Origin of the sequence: Leptospira chreensis, assembly GCF_016919165.1 — a bacterium.
In the GTDB taxonomy this organism is placed as follows: domain Bacteria; phylum Spirochaetota; class Leptospiria; order Leptospirales; family Leptospiraceae; genus Leptospira_A; species Leptospira_A chreensis.
Window position 1 is genome coordinate 21664 of record NZ_JAFFPS010000045.1, and the last position, 6501, is coordinate 28164.

At 38.7% G+C, this 6501-nt stretch carries 4 protein-coding genes; 2 read left to right on the forward strand and 2 right to left on the reverse strand.

Going from position 1 to position 6501, the window contains the following annotated elements; all coding sequences use genetic code 11:
- Positions 1-17: 17 nt before the first annotated feature.
- Both JWG41_RS13430 and dnaE read right to left on the reverse strand, forming a co-directional pair.
- A complete protein-coding gene (locus JWG41_RS13430) occupies positions 18-1118 on the reverse strand; it encodes a helix-turn-helix domain-containing protein (protein WP_205270445.1) in 1101 nt (366 codons plus the stop codon).
- A gap of 5 nt (positions 1119-1123) precedes the next feature.
- The gene (gene dnaE, locus JWG41_RS13435; RefSeq protein WP_205270449.1) at positions 1124-4621 is read right to left on the reverse strand and encodes a DNA polymerase III subunit alpha; all 3498 of its coding nucleotides are present in this window, start codon (positions 4619-4621) and stop codon (positions 1124-1126) included.
- A 163-nt stretch (positions 4622-4784) separates the two neighbouring features.
- Between dnaE and cobT the strand changes: the two genes are divergently transcribed.
- Together cobT and JWG41_RS13445 are read left to right on the forward strand one after the other, a co-directional pair.
- The gene (gene cobT / locus JWG41_RS13440) at positions 4785-5840 is read left to right on the forward strand and encodes a nicotinate-nucleotide--dimethylbenzimidazole phosphoribosyltransferase (protein ID WP_205270446.1); all 1056 of its coding nucleotides are present in this window, start codon (positions 4785-4787) and stop codon (positions 5838-5840) included.
- A gap of 8 nt (positions 5841-5848) precedes the next feature.
- Positions 5849-6501 (forward strand): adenosylcobinamide-GDP ribazoletransferase (locus tag JWG41_RS13445; RefSeq protein WP_205270447.1); only part of this gene is annotated, 653 nt, incomplete at its 3' end.

The window sequence follows — 6501 nt, forward strand, 5'->3', positions numbered from 1 at the left end:
CTTAGGGTAGATCAGATTTAGTTAGATTTTGATTGTTTACGAAATTCGGAAGGTGTGGTTCCCACCGTTTCTAAAAAAACTCGATTGAAGGTTGATTTCGAATTGAATCCAACAGCATCGGCTATGGAAAGGATAGACCTTTCTTCTGCTTCTAATAACAAACGTTTTGCCTCATCGATCCTATATTGATTGATGTATTGGTAAAATCCAAATCCATAACGTTTGTGAAAGTATTCCGATAGTTGGCCTGGTTTGACTTCTGCCATATCTGCTAATTTAGAAAGGCTAAGATCTTCATCACAGAACACCTTTTCACGCATCAGTTCGTATAACCTTTGATCGATGGTTTCTAGTTGAACTGATACTAGTTTGGATTTTTCATATTTATTTCTTTGGATGCTATCTCGAACATCGGCCACAAAAGGAGTCCAAAGTTCGCGAGTGAAATAGTAAAAATACATAAGAACCGGCAAAAGGTAAGCACTGAGTTTACGAAAAATAGGAATTTGGAAGGTGAATCCAATACTTCCAAGTAACAAATCGATCCAAATGAGTAGAATAAATATAAGGGAATAAATTGCCTTTTTGGAAAAAAAAACTGACATTCGAACATTGGGAATCCATTCCTTCAAAAGGAATAAACCCACTGAAACTAAAATAGAAACTTTAATTCCAAAGTTTAGTCCTACAACGACAGCACCGTACTGCGATTTTCCCATCAGTTCTAAAATGGTTAATCTTTCTAAATCGGATCCCGAGTAGAAGGGAACCAAAAAGAATATGGATACAAAACATGGGAAAAGATGATACAGTTTGATTTGGATGGGTTTTTCTAAAAATAAATATTCTAAATACAAATAGAGTAATGTAGAAGATAGAAAAACAAAAGGGATATGGATTAAAGCTATGGAAGGAAGGTAAGTATAAAAACCAGTGAACATAAAAGCACCGGTGAGTAACCAAAGCCCTGTGGAAAAAAGTATAAAAGACCAAACAAATCCAGGAAGGTTACGGTTGCGAATTAAATTGGATAGAGACCAAATCAAACAGAAAAAAGCTCCCGAACCCATCCAAAGAAACTCTAATAATAAAGTTAAGGAAAGAGATGAGGTCTCCACAAATTTTATCCGAAAATTCTCACTTCTTCGCCAACAGTATAACGAACAGAACCTTTTCCAAGTATGTCAGTTAACATTTTCATAAGGTCTTGTGTGATCTCAATAGAGAAATGATCGTGGGCACGAATGACTTTTTTTTCATCACCTTTACCAACCAAATGAAAGAACACAGAAGAAGCACCACGATGAACCGAAAGAATGTCTTGGAGTTTTAAAATTACGTCTCTATTTTTTTCTTCTAACATATTGATTGTTAAATGGAGAGTTTTTTCCATTTTCTTTTCAATAGTAACAGAGTTTAGTTCTTCTAGTTTATTAACTATGATTTGACCTTTTAACTCCGATTCGTCGGCATCTAGACGTTCCAAAATACCACGGATAAAAACGGTATTGTCTTCCGTGAATAGATGTTTGAATTCTGCATAAGTTTTTGGAAAGGCAACACATTCAATCTCACCGGTTTGGTCTTCGATCATAAAGTTGACGAACTCTTCTTTTTTCTTAGTGAGTTTGACCACTTTTTTAGAAAGAACCCCTGCAATCTCTACCTTTGATTTCGGACGAACCTCTTCCAAATTTTCGATGGTAGTTGGTTTTAAAGTTTTTAATTGTTCTGTAAATTTATCAAGTGGGTGGCCGGAGAGATATAATCCTGTTGTTTCTTTTTCCTTTCGAAGTAACTCATCCCCACTCCATTCAATTCCATCTTTAGGTAGATTGAGGTTTTCTTCTCCCCCACCGTTGGCCCCACCAAACAAAGAAAACTGACCTTCTTTTTCTTCTGCCTGTTTTTTGTTCGCATAATTAAGAATGATATCTGTTGATTCAGAAATTGTTTTTCTAGTATAACCAAAGGAATCGAAGGCTCCACCTTGCGCTAAAGATTCAATTACCTTTTTGTTTGCAAGTCTCGTATCTAACTTCTTTGTAAAGTCACCGAGCGTATTGTATCCACCAATTGAATTACGATTGGTGATGATATTTTCTGCCGCAAGCTCCCCCACTCCCTTAATAGAAGAGAGTCCAAATCTAACTGTTTTGTCATCGGTAATTTCAAAAGAGATTCCTGACTCTTTGACATCAGGGCCTAAGATACGTATTCCCATTTCTTTGGCATTGTTGATGTATTTCACCACATCGGTAATTTTGGAATGGTCTCCCGATAAAAGTGCGGTTAAGTATTCAATAGAATAATTGGCTTTTAGAAAAGCAGTTTGATAAGTAACAAATGCATAGGCAACTGAGTGGGATTTGTTAAATCCATACTCACCAAATTTTTCTAATTGTTCAAAAAGTTCAATAGCTAGTTTTTCATTGATTTTTTTTTCGATGGCACCTTTGACAAATTTTTCCTTTAAGGCAGGGAGTTTTGATTTATCTTTTTTGGCCATCGCCTTACGAAGAACATCCGAGTCTCCCACAGAGTATCCACCCATAATTCGAGAGATACCCATTACCTGTTCTTGGTAAACAACAACACCGTAAGTTTCACCCAAAACTTCCGCCAAACTATCGTGAGGGAAAATAACCTTCTTCTTCCCGTTTTTACGATCTAAATAGTCATCCAACATCCCCGATCCCATGGGACCCGGCCTGTATAACGCAAGCAAGGCTGCTATCTCTTCGAATTTTTGGACTTGGGCCTTAGCAAAAAGATCTCGAATTCCAGAAGAAGAATCTAACTGGAATATCCCAAGAACATTTGCCTTTCGTAACAAACTAAATGTGGCGGCATCATCTAAAGGAATTTTATCTAAATCAAGAAGGAGGCCATGGCGCTTTTCAATGAGTTTGGTGGCATGATGGATGGTAGTTAAGTTTTTTAAACCTAAGATATCCATCTTAATGAGTCCCACTTGTTCCGACATATTTTTGTCGTATTGAGTGACTATGGAACGGCCTTCACGACCAGCTTCACTGACTGTGGATAAAGGAACAATTTCTTCGAGTGCAGTGGGTGCAATGACAACACCAGCAGCATGACGCCCCACCTGACGGTAGTTACCTTCTAATTTCTGAGCAATAGAAAAAACTTTTTTGTTTAACTCTGATTTTTCCGCAATATCACGAAGGTCTTTTGAAGTCTCAACGGCCTCTTGGATGGTGATCCCCAATTTTTTGGGGAAAAGTTTACTCATCTCATTGACTTCGGAGAACGGAACATTAAAAACACGAGCCACGTCTTTGATCGCAGCTTTTGCAGCGAGAGATCCAAAGGTAATAATCTGACCGACTCGGTTCTCACCATATTTTTGTTTGATATAATTGATGACTTCTTCTCGTCTTTCTACACAAAAGTCGGTATCAATATCTGGCATATCCTTTCTGTCTGGATTGAGAAATCTTTCAAAAAGTAAATTGTATCGGATAGGATCGACATTGGTAATTCCAAGGGCATAAGCAATGATGGAACCGGCGGCAGAACCACGGCCCGGCCCCACAGGAATTCCGGCACGCCTTGCAAAGTTTATATAATCCTGAACAATCAGAAAGTATCCGGCAAAATGCATGTTACGGATGGTTTGCATTTCATATTCAGTTCTTTCTCGTACAACAGGCGTTATCTCTTTGTACTTTTCGATGATTCCTTCCCAAACTAGTTTTTCTAAATAACTATCGGTATCGAAACCAGGAGGTACGTCAAAGGGAGGTAATAATGGATTTCCAAATTGGAAATTAAGAGAACATTTATCACGAATGGCTAATGTATTATAAAATGCATCTTTATGGTCTGGGAAAATGTTAATCATTTCCGCAGGAGACTTTACATAAAAGTTTTCATTGAATCCGAAACGCATTTCATCATCGATGTTTTTACGCATTCCGATACGAAGTAAGATATCTTGGGCTTCTCTATCATCCTTAGTGAGAAAGTGGGAATCGTTTGTGAGAACAAGAGGGATGCCGGTTCGTTTTGAAAATCCCATAACGGCTTCTGCAACGATCCGTTGTTCTGGAATTCCATGATCTTGGATTTCTAAATAAAAATCTTCTTTGCGAAAAATTTCATGCAAACGACCAGCTAACGCATACGCCTTATCTTCTTTACCTTCTAAGATCTTTCGGTTAACTTCCCCGGCAAGACAAGCGGTTAAACATACAAGTCCTTCACTATGCCGCTCCAATAAATCATAATCGATCCTAGGTTTACGATAAAAACCTTCCGTAAAAGATCGACTCGCCAATTTGATGATATTTTGATAACCAACTTCATTTTTACAAAGTAAGATGATATGATAAGCACCACCGTCGGCGATTTCATCCAGTTCGGTTTCAGCACTGCGAGAAGGTGTTACATAGAATTCGCAACCGATGATGGGTTTGACATCGTGTTTGACAGCTTCTTTATAAAACTCAATGGCCCCATACATGTTTCCATGGTCAGTGATAGCAACGGAACTCATACCGAGTTCCTTCACACGTTTCATCAAATCGCTGATCCGTATGGCTCCATCCAACATAGAATAGGTAGTGTGCAAATGAAGGTGGGCGAAATCTTCCATGGCTTGGTGACATAGTAACTCCGATGGCTTCCTACGTAAAGCGCCCCAAGGGAAGAAATTCGGATTTTTTTCGGCCCAAATTACCAATTCCCAAACCTCCCTGTCCCGTCCAAGCCCAAAAACGATGGAAGCCGATACCGGTTCGTTTAGATTGGTTTTGTCTATGTCCCCATTTTCCCTACCCTCCATTTCTCCCGTAACCGATGTTTTGCGAAGTTCGATCCGCAGTAAAATAGACAATAAAACCAAACCTCTTGGTTCCCTTGGTGATTTGGAAACCATTGCCATGCAATTGGCAGAAATCCAAAATACCCTTTCTCCTGAGTTAAAGAACCCGAAACTCATTCTTTTTGCCGGGGATCACGGGATTACGGAAGAACCGGTTTCTCTATACCCCAAAGATGTCACTTGGCAGATGGTTTTAAATTTTTTATCGGGCGGGGCCTGTGCCAATGTCTTCGCCAAACACAGTCATATCGAAGTTGAAGTTGTAGATGCTGGTGTAGACCATGACTGGGAAAATAATACCCCAGGTCTCATCCAAAGAAAAAGCCGCAAAGGTACATCCAACTTTTTAAAATCGAAAGCCATGTCGTTAGACGAAGCGAAAGATTCCATTTTACACGGAATCGAACTACTGAATGAAACAAAATATGAATCAACCAATATATTTTTATTCGGTGAAATGGGTATTGGAAATACTTCTGCGGCATCCATCATATTATCCCATCTAACAGAAATTCCGCTAAGAAAACTTGTGGGAAGAGGTACAGGCCTAAATCATAACGCTAAAGAAAATAAAATCAAAATTCTATCGGAAGCATACCAAAGAACAGGAAAACTAAAAGATCCTATCGAAATACTTTCGGAATTTGGTGGATTTGAAATTGGAATGATGGCGGGTGCCATGATCGGGGCTGCGGCCCAAAGAAAAACTTTTGTCGTGGATGGATTTATAGCAACAGCAGCCTTTGCCATTGCTTTTGCACTGAACCCGGCAGTAAAATACTACGCCATCTTTTCTCATCTATCTGAGGAAGAAGGACATACTGTTATTTTAGAACATTGGAAAATAAAACCTCTCCTTAGGTTAAATCTCCGCTTAGGAGAAGGTAGCGGTGCTCTTGCCGCCTACCCTCTTATTGAACTGAGTGTAAAATTTCTAAATGAAATGGCATCTTTTGCAGATGCTGGTGTTAGTAATACAGATGCAAAATAAAGTTTAATATGCTATTTTTATTAACCGAAATTCGCCTATTCTTTGTTTGTTTGTCATTTCTTTCCAGAATTCCTGCACCCCATTGGATTGGTTTCCAAGAAGAATGGTTACATAAATCAATCAAATACTCACCCACTGTGGGGATTCTACTCGGAACCTTACAATGGATTGTTTTTATAAGTTTCCAGTTATTTTTTGGCCACACCATTGCCTTTGTAATCTCGCTTGGATTTTTACTGATCCTCACGGGAGCTTTTCATGAAGATGGATTCTCTGATTTTTGCGATGGAATTGGCGGAGGTTGGAAACGAGAAGACATTCTTCGAATCATGAAAGATAGTCGTGTGGGTAGTTTTGGAGCCGTTGGAATATCCCTCCTGATTCTATTAAAAGTCTTAGGAGCTTCTGAATCCTTTGCTCAGTATCAATTTAAGGGACTACAATTCACGATCAATTCAATGGAAAGCCATCACCTACTCAGTAGTTATCTTTATTTTATTTCTGCACATTCTTTGAGCAGGTTTTTATCTATATTTATGATGAAACTTCTGCCTTATGCAAAAGAAGAAGGTTATGCAAAACCGATGGCAAAAGAAATCACTTGGCCTCAAATTTTGTTTGCAAGTTTACTTGGCCTTCTTCCCTATTTTTATCTTGTCTA